The organism is Streptomyces sp. SID8374 (assembly GCF_009865135.1).
Taxonomy (GTDB): domain Bacteria; phylum Actinomycetota; class Actinomycetes; order Streptomycetales; family Streptomycetaceae; genus Streptomyces.
The window spans coordinates 2,248,347-2,261,464 of the sequence record NZ_WWGH01000001.1; the positions used below are offsets into that span (position 1 = coordinate 2,248,347).

Below are 13,118 nucleotides of genomic sequence, written 5' to 3' on the forward strand. Positions count from 1 at the left end.
CGTAACCCCCCACGTCATCACGGTGCCGCGTACCTGTCTCGGACACTTGTGAATGTGACGTACAGGGCCGCCCACCGGAGTCGACGAAAGCGTTGCGGAACCATCTCGATGCGGCAACAGAGGCCGGGCAGGGGTCAAGTGCGGCCGGGCAAACCGCGGAACATCAGGTTCAGGACACGATGTCCTTACGACTGAACCCGCGGAACGCCAGAGCGAACAGGATCAGGGCGTACGTCACCGAGATCGCCGCCCCCTTGATCATGCCGCCCCACTCCAGCTCGGGCTGGAGCGCGTCGGCCCACGCGAACTGCCAGTGCGCGGGCAGGAAGTCGCGCCAGGAGCCGAGTGCGGTGACGGCGTCCAGTACGTTGCCGACGATCGTGAGACCCACCGCGCCGCCGACCGCCCCGAGCGGGGCGTCCGTCTTCGTCGAGAGCCAGAACGCCAGCCCGGCGGTGACGAGTTGGGAGACGAAGATGAACGCGACGACGAGCGCGAGGCGGGGCACGGTGTCCCCGGCGGCCAGCGCTCCCCCGGTGGGCAGTTTCAGCGGCCCCCACCCGTAGGCCGCCGTGCCCGCCGCCAGCGCGACGACCGGCAGCAGCACCATCGCGGCGAGGCTGAAGCCCAGCGCGACGACGAGCTTGGACCAGAGCAGCCGGGTCCGTGGCACGGGCGCGGCGAGCAGATAGCGCAGCGAGGACCAGCTCGCCTCGGAGGCGACGGTGTCCCCGCAGAACAGGGCCACCGGCACCACCAGCAGGAAGCCGGCCGAGACGAAGAGCGAGGTGGCGGCGAAGTTCGCGGCGGACTCGGTCGCCACGTCCATCAGGTTGATCCGGTTGCCGCCCCGGCCGCCACCGCCGCCGCCCTCGCCGTCCGGTGTGCCGCCGATCGCGAAGGCGATGATCAGGATGAAGGGGAGGGCCGCGAGGATTCCGCCCATGAGCAGGGTGCGGCGGCGCCGCAGCTGCCGCATGGCCTCGACGCGGAGGGGGAGCGTGCGCCCGGCGCGGTAGCCGGCGGCTTCCGGGTGCTCGGTCTCCACCCGGGCCTCGGGGGGCTGTACGGGGGCGCTCATGCTGCTCCTCCGGAGATCAGGGTGAGGAAGGCGTCCTCCAGGCGGCGGTGCGGGCCGACGCCGGTGACCGGGACGTCGAGTCGGACCAGGTCGGCGACGAGGCGGGAGGTGGTGGCCCCGTCGAGGCGGACGAGGAGCCCGCGCCCGTCGTCGGTGCGGACGGCGGAGCCGATGCCGGGCAGGGCGGCGACCTTCTCCGCGAGCGGCTCGGACACCTCCTCGGCCGTCGTCACCAGGATCATGTCGCCGGAGCCGGTGATCTCCGCGACCGGACCGGCCTGGACGAGCCGGCCCCGGTCCATGACGACCAGATGGGTGCAGGACTGCTCCACCTCGGAGAGGAGGTGGCTGGAGACGATGACGGTCCGGCCCCCGGCCGCGTAACGGATCATCACGTCACGCATCTCGCGGATCTGCGGCGGGTCCAGCCCGTTGGTCGGCTCGTCGAGGATGAGCAGGTCCGGCATGCCGAGCATGGCCTGCGCGATGGCGAGCCGCTGCCGCATGCCCTGGGAGTACGTCCGTACGGCACGGGCGAGCGCGTCGCCGAGGCCCGCGATCTCCAGGGCCTCCTCGATATGGGCGTCCTCGGCGGGGCGGCCGGTGGCCTGCCAGTACAGGTCGAGGTTGGCGCGCCCGGAGAGGTGCGGCAGGAAGCCCGCGCCCTCGACGAAGGCGCCCACGCGGGAGAGGACCGGGGCGCCGGGGCGGATGGCCTGCCCGAAGACGCGGATCTCGCCCTCGTCGGGGGTGATGAGCCCCATGAGCATGCGCAGGGTGGTGGTCTTGCCCGCGCCGTTGGGGCCGAGCAGCCCGAGGACCTGGCCCTTCTCCACGCGGAAGGACAGCTCGCGCACGGCGTACCGGTCGACGGACTTCGCGTACTTCTTCGAGAGGCCGGTGATCTGGAGCGGTACGTCGGTGAGTTCGGGGTCCGGCGCGGGGGTCGCGGTGCGGCGGCGCGCGGTGAGCAGGAGGGCGGCCGCGATGACGAGGGCGGCGGCCGGGAGGCCCCAGGTCCACCAGGGGAGGGTGGCCGCGGCGGTGGTGACGGCGGGTGCGGTGGGGACGGTCAGGGGTCCGTCGAGGGTCACGGTGTACGTGGCGGGCTCGGCCGGGGACGCGTACCCGAGGTCGGTCGCGGAGAAGACGAGCCGCATCCGGTGCCCGGCGTCGAACTCGTGGTCCACGGCGGGCAGCGCCAGCTCCACCGGCTTGCCCTGCTGGTCGGGGGTGATCCGGTAGGGGGTGACGAGCTGGGAGGGCAGCACCTGCTGCCTGCCGTCCGGCGACACGTCGTACACCTTGCCGAAGAGCACCGCGTCCCGGCCCTCGGTCGCCTTGACGGTCACCCGGGCGGTGGGGGTGCCGGTGACGCGTACGGAGGTGGCCAGCGGGGCCGACTCGAAGCGGCCGAACTGCCCGGGGAAGTCGAGGGAGAGCCCGACGCCGAGCGAGGAGAGCTGGGAGAGGCCGCCGCCGACGCCGGGCACGGCGGAGATGGCGGGCGGGGCGGAGCCGGCGGGGTTGCGGAACGTTTCGGTGGTGGAGGTTCCGGTTGCGGCGGCCCCAGCGGTTCCGGCGGATGGGCCGGTTCCGGTGGGCGCGCTGCCGCCCGCCCGCAGCGCGATCTCCCGGCCGCCGCTGCGCAGCCCCGGGTAGGTGTCGCTGCTCGCGCCGCGCTTGAGGGCGGCGCCGTCGGTGGAGTCGATGCCTCCGGTACGGGTGACACGGAAGGCGGGACCGGTGTCCGTACCGGTCTCCTCCTTCAGGTAGCGGTCGAACCAGGAGCCGACGCGCCCTTCGACGCGCGCGGTCTCGTTGTCGCCGCCGTCGTGCCCGCCGGAGATCCAGTCGACGGAGACGGGCGCGCCGTTGGCGCTGATCGCCTTCTGCATGGCGTCGGCGTGGCCGAGCGGGAAGAGGGAGTCGGACTGGCCCTGGAGGAGGAGCGAGGGCACCTTGATGCGGTCGGCGACGGCGGAGGGCGAGCGCTCGGTGAGCAGCTTCACCGCTTCGGCGTCGGGCTTTCCGCTGACGGCGACCCGCTCGTACATCTCGCAGAGCTTCTTCTCGAACTTCTCGCAGCCGCCGCCGGATGTCACGAAGATCCCGGCCCAGAGCTTCTTGAAGACCCCGTCGGGGAAGAGGGCGTCGGCCAGGTTCCAGTAGGTGATCACGGGCGCGATGGCGTCGACCCGCTGGTCGTGCCCGGCGGCGAGCAGGGAGACGGCCCCGCCGTAGGAGGCGCCGGTGAGCCCGACCCGGGGGTCGCCCTTCTTGTCCAGCTCCACCTCGGGGCGCTCCGCCAGCCAGTCGATGAGCCCGGAGACGTCCTTGACCTCGCCCTCGGGGTCGTTGAGGGAGATCGCCCCGCCGGACTTCCCGAACCCGCGCGCCGACCAGGTCAGCACGGCGTACCCGTCGGCGGCCAGCTTCTCGGCCTGGGCCCGCACGTCGTTCTTGCTGCCGCCGAAGCCGTGGCCGATGAGCACGGCGGGCCGCTTACCGGAACCTCCGGCGGTGAAGTACGAGGTGTCGATCTCCACACCGCCCGGCCGCAGCATCCGGTCCTCGCGCTGCACGGCGGGCGGGCCGTCGTCGGCGACGGCGGTCCAGGTGCCCCCGCCCACGAGGACGGCGAGCGCGGCGACGGCCGCGGCCCACCGGCCAGGGGTACGGGGCAGCAGGCGCCGCCATCGAACAGTAGGGGTCTCCATCCCTCGACCCTAAACGGAGGATGCCACCGGCCGAAGTGCCATCAGGGGGAGGTGGGCAGCCTCCCTGAGAGGTACGGTGCGCCCTCCCCGTACTCCGGATGCGGTACGGGCCTTATCCCGGCCGAAGCCCATTGCGGACATTGGCCGCGCAACGACCGCGACGACCCCGCCTACCGCCCGGCCGGCACCGGCCGGGGAGCGTCCAGATCAAGCGGCGTCTCCACCGGCAGCAGGGCGGCCGCCTTCTCCCTTTCCCCCGCCCGCACCGCCGCGTGCACCTCGCGGGCGAGCGGGGTGACATCGCGTACGGAGACGGTCCACTCGTCCGCGTACCGCCGGGCCGCCTCGCCGCTCAGCCCGAGCTGGAGGGAGCGGTACGGGAGCGGGTTCAGGTCCAGGTCGCGCTCGGGGTCCCACTGCACCCGGGCGGGGGCGGTGCGCAGGCCGCGCTTCCAGGCGGCCTGGTCCGGGTGCACATCGCGTACGTAGTGGGAGAGTTCGGCGTGCGAGAGGGCCCACTCCAGGCCGCTCCGGTCGATCTCGACGGCGAGGACGACCTCCTGCCCCTCCTTGGTGCCCCATCCGCAGCGGTACATCATCCACAGGAAGCTGGGCTTGATCCACGTCATGCGGTCCCGCTTCCACTCGGCGGGGAACCGCCCGTCGCGCGCGGCGGGGAGCCCGATGGCGGGCCGGTACGCCTGGTAGACGGTGACCGTCGTGGCGGTGTGGAGCGCGCGGATCTCATAACGGGGCGGGAGGGGCGGGGTGTTCATGGGTCACAGGATGCGGGAGGCGCTCACCGGCCGGCATCCGGTTTTTCGGCGTACGGCAGGCCCCGCCGCCACCACCGAGGTGCGACGGGGCCTGCCGGGCGGGGACGCCGTCAGTGGTTGCGCGGGAACCCCAGGTCGACGCCCGCCGGGGCGTCCGCCGGGTCCGGCCAGCGGGTGGTGACCACCTTGCCGCGGGTGTAGAAGTGCACGCCGTCGTTGCCGTAGATGTGGTGGTCGCCGAAGAGGGAGTCCTTCCAGCCGCCGAAGGAGTGGTAGCCCACCGGGACCGGGATCGGCACGTTGACGCCGACCATGCCGGCCTCGACCTCCAGCTGGAAGCGGCGGGCCGCGCCGCCGTCGCGGGTGAAGATCGCGGTGCCGTTGCCGAACGGCGAGGCGTTCATGAGGGCGATGCCGTCCTCGTACGTCTCCACGCGGAGCACGCACAGGACCGGGCCGAAGATCTCGTCCTTGTACGCGTCGGAGTCGGTGGAGACCTTGTCCAGGAGGGAGAGGCCGATCCAGTGGCCGTCCTCGAAGCCCTCCACCGTGTGGCCCGTGCCGTCGAGGACGACCTCGGCGCCCTGGGCCGCCGCGCCCGTGACGTACGAGGCGACCTTGTCGCGGTGGGCGGCGGTGATCAGGGGGCCCATCTCGGAGGCGGGGTCGTTGCCGGGGCCGATCTTGATCTTCTCGGCGCGCTCGCGGATCTTGGCGACCAGCTCGTCACCGATCGCGCCGACCGCGACGACCGCCGAGATCGCCATGCAGCGCTCACCGGCGGAGCCGTACGCCGCCGAGACCGCCGCGTCGGCGGCCGCGTCCAGGTCGGCGTCCGGGAGGACGAGCATGTGGTTCTTGGCGCCGCCGAGGGCCTGGACGCGCTTGCCGTTGGCGGAGGCCGTGGCGTGGATGTAGCGGGCGATGGGGGTGGAGCCGACGAAGGAGACGGCTGCCACGTCGGGGTGGTTGAGCAGGCCGTCGACGGCGACCTTGTCACCGTGCAGGACGTTCAGGACGCCGTCCGGAAGGCCTGCCTCCGCCGCCAGCTCGGCCAGCAGGTTGGCGGCCGACGGGTCCTTCTCGCTCGGCTTCAGCACGAACGTGTTGCCGCACGCGATCGCCAGCGGGAACATCCACATCGGCACCATGGCCGGGAAGTTGAACGGGGTGATGCCCGCGACCACACCGAGCGACTGGCGGATCGAGGAGACGTCGACCCGGTTGGAGACCTGGGTGGAGAGCTCGCCCTTGAGCTGCGTGGTGATCCCGCACGCCAGCTCCACGATCTCCAGACCACGGGCCACCTCGCCCAGCGCGTCCGAGTGGACCTTGCCGTGCTCGGCGGTGATCAGCGCGGCGATGTCGTCGCGGTGGGCGTCCAGCAGCGCGCGGTAGCGGAAGAGAACGGCGGTGCGCTGGGCGAGGGAGGATGTGCCCCAGGTGGCGTACGCGGCCTTCGCGGCGGCCACCGCCGCGTCGACCTCCTCCACCGAGGCCAGCGCCACCTGCGTGGTGACCGCGCCGGTGGCCGGGTCCGTGACGGGACCGTACTGGCCCGACGTGCCCTCCACTGTCTTGCCGCCGATCCAGTGGTTGACGGTCTTCGTCATGACGTACTCCTTCAGACTTCAGGCAGGCGCAGGGGTGTTTTCACAGGTGGTGGCGTCGGGCGGCGACCCGCCGGTCGTACTCTTCCCGGGCCTCGACCGCTGCCGGTCGGGTCGCGGTTTCGGCTACGGGAACATCCCACCACGCCTGTGCCGGAGGGGGGCCCGACACTGTGTCGGGCGTTTCGGTCTCGACGTAGACACAAGTGGGGCCCTCCGCGCTGCGGGCCTCCGCGAGGGCTTTGCGCAGGTCGTCGACGGTGGTGGCGCGCAGGACACGCATGCCGAGGGAGGCCGCGTTGGCGGCGAGGTCGACGGGGAGCGGCGGGCCGGTGAAGCCGCCGTCGGCGTCGCGGTGGCGGTAGTCCGTACCGAAGCGCTCGCCGCCGACCGCCTCGGAGAGGCCGCCGATGGAGGCGTACCCGTGGTTCTGGAGGATCAGCAGTTTCAGCGGCAGGTTCTCCTGGACGGCGGTGACGATCTCGGTGGGGTTCATCAGGTACGTGCCGTCGCCGACCAGGGCCCAGACGGGACGGGTCCGCTCGTGGCTTCCGGTGGCGAGGAGGACACCGATCGCGGCCGGGATCTCGTAGCCCATGCAGGAGTAGCCGTACTCCACGTGGTACTGGTCGCGGGAGCGGGTGCGCCAGAGTTTGTGCAGGTCGCCGGGGAGAGAACCGGCGGCGTTGATGAGGATGTCGTCCTCGGTGACCAGGGTGTCGAGGAGGCCGAGGACCTGGGTCTGGGTGGGGCGCGCGGTGGGGTCGGGGGTGGTGAAGGACGCCTCGACCTGTTCCTCCCACGCCTCCTTCGCGCCGGTGTACTCCGTCTCGTACGCCGGGTCGACGCGGTATCCCCGTCCGGCGAGCGCGCTGGTGAGCGCCTCCAGGCCGGTGCGGGCGTCGGCGACGAGAGGGAGGGCGGCCAACTTGTGGGCGTCGAAGCCGGTGATGTTGAGGTTGAGGAAGCGGACGGCCGGGTTCTCGAAGAGGGTGCCGGATGCGGTGGTGAAGTCCGTGTACCGGGTGCCGATGCCGATGACCAGGTCGGCGGTGCGGGCCAGTTCGTCGGCGGTGGCCGTGCCGGTGTGGCCGATGCCGCCCACGTCGGCCGGGTGGTCGTGGCGCAGGGCCCCCTTGCCCGCCTGGGTGGAGGCGACCGGGATGCGGGTGGCGGCGGTGAAGGCGGCGAGGGTCTCCTCGGCCGCGCTGTGGCGGACCCCGCCGCCCGCGACGATCAGGGGGCGGCGGGCCGAGCGCACCGCCCGTACCGCCGCTTCCAGTTCGGCCGCGTCGGGCGCGGGCCTGCGGACCCGCCAGACCCGCTCGGCGAAGAACTCCTCCGGCCAGTCGTACGCCTCCGCCTGCACGTCCTGCGGCAGCGCCAGCGTGACGGCTCCCGTCTCGGCGGGGTCGGCGAGGACCCTCATCGCCTGGAGGGCCGCCGGAATCAGCGCTTCCGGGCGGGTGACCCGGTCGAAGTAGCGCGAGACGGGGCGCAGGCAGTCGTTGACCGACACGTCGCCCGCGTACGGGACTTCGAGCTGCTGGAGTACGGGGTCGGCGGGCCGGGTCGCGAAGGTGTCGCCGGGGAGGAGGAGCACGGGGAGGCGGTTGACGGTGGCGAGGGCGGCGCCGGTGACGAGGTTGGTGGCGCCCGGGCCGATGGAGGTGGTCACGGCGTGCGCGGAGAGCCGGCCGGACTGGCGCGCGTACCCCACGGCCGCGTGCACCATGGCCTGTTCGTTGCGGCCCTGGAGGTAGGGCATGCGGGGCGCGGTCCGGATGCCGTCGTGGTCGCCGTTCCGCTTTCCGTTCCCGTTGCCCGCCTCCACGAGCGCCTGGCCGATCCCGGCGACGTTGCCGTGGCCGAAGATGCCCCAGGTGGCGTTGATGAGGCGGTGGCGGCGGCCGTCGCGCTCGGTGTACTGGCGCGAGAGAAAGGCGACCAGGGCCTGAGCGGTGGTCAGGCGGCGGGTGGGGGTGGGGCTGCGGGGGCCGGTGCGGCTTGCGGGACGCGTGGGGCTCTCGGGGCTCGCTCCGTCGGCGCGGCTCGCGCTACGGGAGTCGGGGCGGCTCGCGTTGCGGGAGTCGGGGCGGCTCGCGGGACTCGTCGGGCTCAACCTGTTACCTCCGGGCCGGGCGACGGATGCGCCGTGTCCGGGCGGGCCGTCTGCGGATGCGCCGTGTACAGCGGCAGTCTGGCGTCCACCGGCTCGTCCCGCCAGGTGTCGCGGATCCATCCGTGGTCCGGATGGTCGCGGATCAGCCAGGCCCGCTCCTCCCCCGGCCCCGCCATGACGTTCAGGTAGTACAGCGTGCGGGCGGGCGGGGCGATGGACGGGCCGTGCCAGCCGTCGGGGATGAGGACCGCGTCGCCGCTGCCGACCTCGGCGAGGACATCCGTACCGCCCTCGCGCGACGGCGAGACCCGGTGGTAGCCGAGGCCGCCGCCCTCCACCTCGAAGTAGTAGATCTCCTCCAGCTCGCACTCCTCGCCCGGCACCTGCTCGTCGTGCTTGTGGGGCGGGTAGGAGGACCAGTTGCCGCCGGGCGTCAGGACCTCGACGGCGATCAGGCGGTCGCAGTCGAAGGTGTCGGCGGCGGCGAAGTTGTTGACCTGGCGCGAGCAGGTGCCGGTGCCGCGCAGTTCGACGGGTACCTCCGGCGCGGGGCCGTAGCGAGCGGGGAGTCGTCGCTCGCACTTCGCTCCTGCCAGGGCGAAGCGGCCTCCTGCGCCGGAGGCGATCTGCGCTCGGTCGTCGCGCGGCACGTAGGCGAAGTCGCTCACCCCGCTGAACACGCTTTCCCGGCCCAGCAGTTCAAAGGTTTCCCCTGCCGTATGCACCGTACAGCCACCGGTCAACGGCAGGATGATCCATTCACACTCCCCGGTGACCAGCGTATGAACTCCGCCCGGCTCCAGCTCCAGAACCCGGAGATGGGACCGGTCCCATCCGGCCATTTCGGGGTCGATGTCCAGGGCGTACGGGCCGCGCCCCGCACTGCCGGAGGGCAGGTGGTGGCCTGCGCCGTCGCGCTTCCGGTGCGTGTCCATACCCACTCCCTACCCGTCCTCTCCCGGCTACAGCAGCGATACGGCCGTGTCGACGGCGCCCGCCACGTCCCCGTCGACCGGGTAGAGCAGCGAACGCCCCACGACCAGCCCCCGTACGGTCGGCAGCCGCAGGGCCTCGCGCCACTTGCCGTACGCCCCGTCCAGGTCGCCGCCCACCTCGCCGCCGAGCAGGACGGCGGGGAGCGTGGAGGTCTCCATGACCTGCGCCATGTCGTCCGGGTCCTCGGTGACGGGGACCTTGAGCCAGGTGTACGCGGAGGTCCCGGCCAGGCCCGACGCGATGGCGATGGACGTGGCGACGGCGGCGGCGCCCAGGTCGTTGCGGAGGCGGCCGTCGACGCGGCGGCAGAGGAACGGTTCGACGAAGACCGGCAGCCGGTGCGCGGCCATCACGTCGATGGTGCGGGCGGCGGCGTGCAGGGTGTCGAGGGAGCCGGGGTCCTCGTGGTCGATGCGGAGCAGCAGCTTCCCCGCGTCGAACCCGTGGCGGACCAGGTCCTCGGGGCGGTGCCCGGTGAACCGGTCGTCCAGCTCGAACGCCGCGCCCGCGAGCCCGCCCCGGTTCATGGAGCCCATGACGACCTTGTCCTCCAGGGCGCCGAGGAGGAGCAGGTCGTCCAGGACGTCGGCGGAGGCGAGGACGCCGTCGACGCCGGGGCGGGAGAGGGCGAGGCAGAGCCGTTCGAGCAGTTCGAACCGGTTGGCCATGGCGAGTGCCCGGTCCCCGACGGCGAGGGCGCCGCGTGCGGGGTGGTCGGCGGCGATGATCATCAGTCGGCCGGGGTGGGGCGCGGTCTCACGGGCGGTGGCGGTGTCTGCCGTACGGAGCAGGGGGCGCCGCTTCCGTCGCGCGGCGGCTTCGGCCACCGCTTCGGGGCGCTCGGCGCGGAGCCGGACCAGGTCGCGGACGGAGGCGGCGGCGGGAGTGGCAGGGGTGGGACGGGTCATGAGGCCGCTCCGGAGGGCCCGTAGGTGGGGTCCGCCGTGACCGCCCCCTCCGCGAGCGCCCGGTCCACCTCGTCCGGGACGGGCATGGCGGAGGAGCAGGCGATGCGGGAGGCGACGATGGCCCCGGCGGCGTTGGCGTACCGCATGATCCGGGCGATGTCCCAGCCGGCCAGCAGCCCGTGGCAGAGCGCCCCGCCGAACGCGTCCCCGGCGCCGAGCCCGTTGACGACCTCCACCGGCAGTGGCTCCACATCGGCGGTGGAGCCGTCGCGGTGGACGGCCAGGACACCCTTCGGCCCCTGCTTGACGACGGCGAGCTCCACCCCGGCCGCGAGCAGGGCGCGGGCGGCGGCGTGCGGTTCGCGCTCGCCGGTGGCGATCTCGCACTCATCGATGTTGCCGACGGCGACGGTGGCGTGGGCGAGCGCTTCCCGGTAGCGGGCGGGCGCCACGGAGCTGTGGTCTCCGCCGTCCCAGAACATGGGCCGCCAGTCGAGATCGAACACGGTCGCGGTACGGGGCTCCCGGGCCGGGTCCTCGCTACGGGCACTCTCACGGCGGGCACTGTCGCTGCGGGCGCTCCCGCCACGGGCACTCTCGCTGCGGGCCCGGAGCGCCGTCAGCGTCGCGGCGCGGCTGGGCTCGGCGCTCAGCCCGGTGCCGGTCATCCAGAAGATCCGCGCATCGCGCACCGCGTCCAGGTCGACTTCCGACGGGTGGATCTCCAGATCGGGCGCCTTGGGCTGCCGGTAGAAGTAGAGGGGGAAGTCGTCCGGCGGGAAGATCTCGCAGAAGGTGACCGGGGTCGGATACGCCTCGACCTCCGTCACCCACCGGTCGTCCACCCCGAAGCCCCGCAGCTCCTGGTGGAGGTACTCCCCGAAGGCGTCCCGGCCGGTCCGGGTGATCACCGCCGTCCGCCGCCCCAGCCGCGCCGCCGCCACCGCGACGTTCGTCGGGGAGCCGCCGAGGAACTTGCCGAACGTCTCGACCCGGGCGAGCGGCACACCGATGTCCAGGGGGTAGAGGTCCACCCCGATCCGCCCCATGGTGATCACGTCGTACGGCTCAGGCATGCGCATCCCTTCGACCCACCGGCGCGACCCACGGCTCTGCCCACCGGTGGCCGGCTGATCCAGGTCTAGTCCCCTCCCGGGAACCCTGTCAACATTTTGTCCGGACATTCGGACGAACTCTTGACACTCGTCCGCACGGGCCACGACGCTGGGCGATATGACCCCCTCCGCACCCTCTTCGGCCCGCATCCGTATCGGCTCGGCTCCCGACTCGTGGGGGGTGTGGTTCCCCGACGACCCGCGGCAGGTGCCCTGGCAGCGCTTCCTCGACGAGGTGGCCGAGGCCGGGTACGCGTGGATCGAACTCGGTCCGTACGGCTATCTCCCCACCGATCCGGCCCGGCTGACGGACGAGACCCGCAGCCGTGGGCTGACCGTATCCGCCGGCACCGTCTTCACCGGATTGCACCACGGGCCCGATGTCTGGGACCGGACCTGGGCACATGTCGCCGACATCGCCGAACTGACCCGGGCCATGGGCGCCGAACACCTCGTCGTCATCCCCTCCTTCTGGCGCGACGACAAGACCGGCGAGGTGCTGGAGGACCGCACGCTCACGCCCGCGCAGTGGCGGGACCTGACGACCCAGACGGAGCGGCTCGGCCGGGAGGTCCGGGACCGCTACGGGCTCCGCATCGTCGTCCACCCGCACGCGGACACCCACATCGACAGCGAGGAGAACGTCAACCGCTTCCTCGACGCCACCGACCCCTCCCTCGTGTCGCTCTGCCTGGACACCGGGCACTACGCCTACTGCGGCGGCGACAGCGTCAAGCTCATCGAGACGTACGGGGAGCGCATCGGCTACCTCCACCTGAAGCAGGTCGACCCCGAGATCCTGGCGGCGGTGGTGGCGGACGAGGTCCCGTTCGGCCCGGCCGTGGCACGGGGCGTGATGTGCGAACCGCCCGGTGGCGTACCCGCTTTGGAACCGGTCCTGGATGCGGCGCGCGCCCTGGACGTCGACCTGTTCGCGATCGTGGAGCAGGACATGTACCCGTGCGACCCGGACAAGCCGCTTCCGATCGCGCGCCGCACCCGCGAGTTCCTCCGCTCCTGCGGACGGCCCTGACCGCCGGGTCACACCCCCGTACGCCCGTCGATGCGCTCACGGATCAGGTCGGCGTGCCCGCAGTGGCGCGCGTACTCGGCGATCATGTGCGTGTAGATCCAGCGCAGCGTCACCTCCCCGCCCATGAAGGGGCTGGTGTCGTCGAGTCCCCGCCCCGCGCAGTTCTCCCGGCCCCGCCGGACCTCCTCCTCCCACACCGCCACCGCCCTCTCGTACGTGGCGTCCTCGGCGAGCTCGAACCCACCGGTGTGCCTGCTCCCCTCGTCGGCGGGGGCGAACAGCGGCGGAACGCCCTCCTGTACGAGGACCTGCCGGAACCAGGTCCGCTCCACGGCCGCAGCGTGCTGGACCAGGCCGAGCAAGGTGATCGACGAGGGCGCCGCTGAGGCCTCACGGAGCCGCTCCTCGGGCAACTCCGCGCATTTCTGGGCGAGGGTGGCGCGGTAGAAGTCGAGCCAGCTCTCCAGAGAGGTGCGCTCGTCGGCGACCAACGGGGGCATCGGACGTTCGGAAGTGCTCATGGCCATCATCGTGGCATCCGGGTCTGACATCGGCCGGACGGTGAGGCGCACGCCGCTGCTCTCACCCCTTCTGTCACACCGGTAACCGTTTCGCCACACATATCTCCGTTACGCGGGTTTTCCGTCACAGGCGTACAACAGCCCCACCCCGCCTGCCGTTCGATGTCGTTCAACCGGGCGCAGGCTGCGTGATCACCGGAGCAGAACCGGCAGAGAGAACCGGCGGACAGAACCGG

General features: G+C 72.4%; 10 protein-coding genes. 1 reads left to right on the top strand and 9 read right to left on the bottom strand.

The window, feature by feature from the left end:
* Nucleotides 1–169: 169 nt before the first annotated feature.
* The 8 genes from GTY67_RS10015 to GTY67_RS10050 form a co-directional block, all read right to left on the bottom strand.
* Nucleotides 170–1,081, bottom strand: a complete 912-nt coding sequence (locus tag GTY67_RS10015) for an ABC transporter permease (protein ID WP_161278432.1) — start codon at nt 1,079–1,081, stop codon at nt 170–172.
* Nucleotides 1,078–3,801: an alpha/beta fold hydrolase gene (locus GTY67_RS10020; RefSeq protein WP_161278433.1), complete on the bottom strand. Its 2,724-nt coding sequence runs from the start codon at nt 3,799–3,801 to the stop codon at nt 1,078–1,080. The genes GTY67_RS10015 and GTY67_RS10020 overlap by 4 nt, the downstream gene beginning before the upstream one ends.
* A 170-nt stretch (nt 3,802–3,971) precedes the next feature.
* Complete coding sequence (locus tag GTY67_RS10025; protein ID WP_161278434.1) at nt 3,972–4,577, bottom strand: DUF4291 domain-containing protein; 606 nt, start codon at nt 4,575–4,577, stop codon at nt 3,972–3,974.
* A gap of 110 nt (nt 4,578–4,687) precedes the next feature.
* Nucleotides 4,688–6,190 (bottom strand): CoA-acylating methylmalonate-semialdehyde dehydrogenase, encoded by a 1,503-nt coding sequence (gene mmsA / locus GTY67_RS10030; protein ID WP_161278435.1) that lies wholly within the window; start codon nt 6,188–6,190, stop codon nt 4,688–4,690.
* Between the two features lie 40 nt (nt 6,191–6,230).
* Nucleotides 6,231–8,156 (bottom strand): 3D-(3,5/4)-trihydroxycyclohexane-1,2-dione acylhydrolase (decyclizing), encoded by a 1,926-nt coding sequence (iolD, locus tag GTY67_RS10035; RefSeq protein ID WP_161280019.1) that lies wholly within the window; start codon nt 8,154–8,156, stop codon nt 6,231–6,233.
* Between the two features lie 149 nt (nt 8,157–8,305).
* A complete protein-coding gene (iolB, locus tag GTY67_RS10040; RefSeq protein WP_093688379.1) occupies nt 8,306–9,244 on the bottom strand; it encodes a 5-deoxy-glucuronate isomerase in 939 nt (312 codons plus the stop codon).
* Between the two features lie 27 nt (nt 9,245–9,271).
* Entirely contained in the window at nt 9,272–10,213 is a 942-nt protein-coding gene (locus tag GTY67_RS10045) for a deoxyribose-phosphate aldolase (RefSeq protein WP_093688381.1), read from the bottom strand.
* A complete protein-coding gene (locus tag GTY67_RS10050; RefSeq protein WP_161278436.1) occupies nt 10,210–11,289 on the bottom strand; it encodes a 5-dehydro-2-deoxygluconokinase in 1,080 nt (359 codons plus the stop codon). Before GTY67_RS10050 ends, GTY67_RS10045 begins: the two co-directional genes overlap by 4 nt.
* Nucleotides 11,290–11,446: 157 nt before the next feature.
* On the opposite strand from GTY67_RS10050, the gene GTY67_RS10055 reads away from it, so the two are divergent.
* Nucleotides 11,447–12,361: a sugar phosphate isomerase/epimerase gene (locus GTY67_RS10055; RefSeq protein WP_093688385.1), complete on the top strand. Its 915-nt coding sequence runs from the start codon at nt 11,447–11,449 to the stop codon at nt 12,359–12,361.
* Nucleotides 12,362–12,369: 8 nt separating this feature from the next.
* Here GTY67_RS10055 and GTY67_RS10060 read toward each other — a convergent pair whose 3' ends face one another.
* Nucleotides 12,370–12,882, bottom strand: a complete 513-nt coding sequence (locus tag GTY67_RS10060) for a DinB family protein (protein WP_176727419.1) — start codon at nt 12,880–12,882, stop codon at nt 12,370–12,372.
* Nucleotides 12,883–13,118: the final 236 nt, after the last annotated feature.

Excerpts from the sequence above, each read along its gene's own strand:
- iolB (WP_093688379.1), bottom strand. The coding sequence starts at position 9,244 with ATGGACACGCACCGGAAGCGCGACGGCGCAGGCCACCACCTGCCCTCC.
- GTY67_RS10015 (WP_161278432.1), bottom strand. The coding sequence starts at position 1,081 with ATGAGCGCCCCCGTACAGCCCCCCGAGGCCCGGGTGGAGACCGAGCAC.
- GTY67_RS10025 (WP_161278434.1), bottom strand. The coding sequence starts at position 4,577 with ATGAACACCCCGCCCCTCCCGCCCCGTTATGAGATCCGCGCGCTCCAC.
- mmsA (WP_161278435.1), bottom strand. The coding sequence starts at position 6,190 with ATGACGAAGACCGTCAACCACTGGATCGGCGGCAAGACAGTGGAGGGC.
- GTY67_RS10060 (WP_176727419.1), bottom strand. The coding sequence starts at position 12,882 with ATGAGCACTTCCGAACGTCCGATGCCCCCGTTGGTCGCCGACGAGCGC.
- GTY67_RS10055 (WP_093688385.1), top strand. The coding sequence starts at position 11,447 with ATGACCCCCTCCGCACCCTCTTCGGCCCGCATCCGTATCGGCTCGGCT.
- GTY67_RS10020 (WP_161278433.1), bottom strand. The coding sequence starts at position 3,801 with ATGGAGACCCCTACTGTTCGATGGCGGCGCCTGCTGCCCCGTACCCCT.
- GTY67_RS10045 (WP_093688381.1), bottom strand. The coding sequence starts at position 10,213 with ATGACCCGTCCCACCCCTGCCACTCCCGCCGCCGCCTCCGTCCGCGAC.
- GTY67_RS10050 (WP_161278436.1), bottom strand. The coding sequence starts at position 11,289 with ATGCCTGAGCCGTACGACGTGATCACCATGGGGCGGATCGGGGTGGAC.